The organism is Serratia sp. CY71090, from assembly GCF_052166845.1.
In the GTDB taxonomy this organism is placed as follows: Bacteria; Pseudomonadota; Gammaproteobacteria; order Enterobacterales; family Enterobacteriaceae; genus Serratia; species Serratia nematodiphila.
The window spans coordinates 1-817 of sequence record NZ_JBJNOA010000031.1; the positions used below are offsets into that span (position 1 = coordinate 1).

1 protein-coding gene is annotated in these 817 nt (G+C 52.5%); it reads left to right on the forward strand.

Features of this window, described 5'->3' with window-relative positions; translation table 11 throughout:
• The coding region (locus ACJ8OK_RS24305; RefSeq protein ID WP_442531164.1) for an elongation factor Tu at positions 1-813 on the forward strand (813 nt) is incomplete at its 5' end.
• Positions 814-817: the final 4 nt, after the last annotated feature.

Below are 817 nucleotides of genomic sequence, written 5' to 3' on the forward strand. Positions count from 1 at the left end.
CAGGTTGGCGTTCCTTTCATCATCGTATTCATGAACAAATGCGACATGGTTGATGATGAAGAGCTGCTGGAACTGGTAGAAATGGAAGTTCGCGAACTGCTGTCCGCTTACGACTTCCCAGGCGACGACCTGCCAGTAATCCGCGGTTCCGCGCTGAAAGCGCTGGAAGGCGAAGCTGAGTGGGAAGCGAAAATCATCGAACTGGCCGAAGCCCTGGACAGCTACATCCCAGAGCCAGAGCGTGCAATCGACAAGCCGTTCCTGCTGCCAATCGAAGACGTATTCTCCATCTCCGGTCGTGGTACCGTTGTTACCGGTCGTGTTGAGCGCGGTATCATCAAAGTTGGCGAAGAAGTTGAAATCGTTGGTATCAAAGACACCGTTAAGTCTACCTGTACTGGCGTTGAAATGTTCCGCAAACTGCTGGACGAAGGCCGTGCTGGTGAGAACGTAGGTGTTCTGCTGCGTGGTATCAAACGTGAAGAAATCGAACGTGGTCAGGTACTGGCTAAGCCAGGCTCCATCAAGCCGCACACCCAGTTCGAATCTGAAGTGTACATCCTGAGCAAAGATGAAGGTGGTCGTCACACGCCATTCTTCAAAGGCTACCGTCCACAGTTCTACTTCCGTACTACTGACGTGACCGGTACCATCGAACTGCCAGAAGGCGTAGAGATGGTAATGCCAGGCGACAACGTGAACATGAAAGTTACCCTGATTCACCCAATCGCGATGGACGACGGTCTGCGTTTCGCAATCCGTGAAGGCGGCCGTACTGTAGGCGCTGGTGTTGTTGCTAAAGTTATCGCTTAATCGC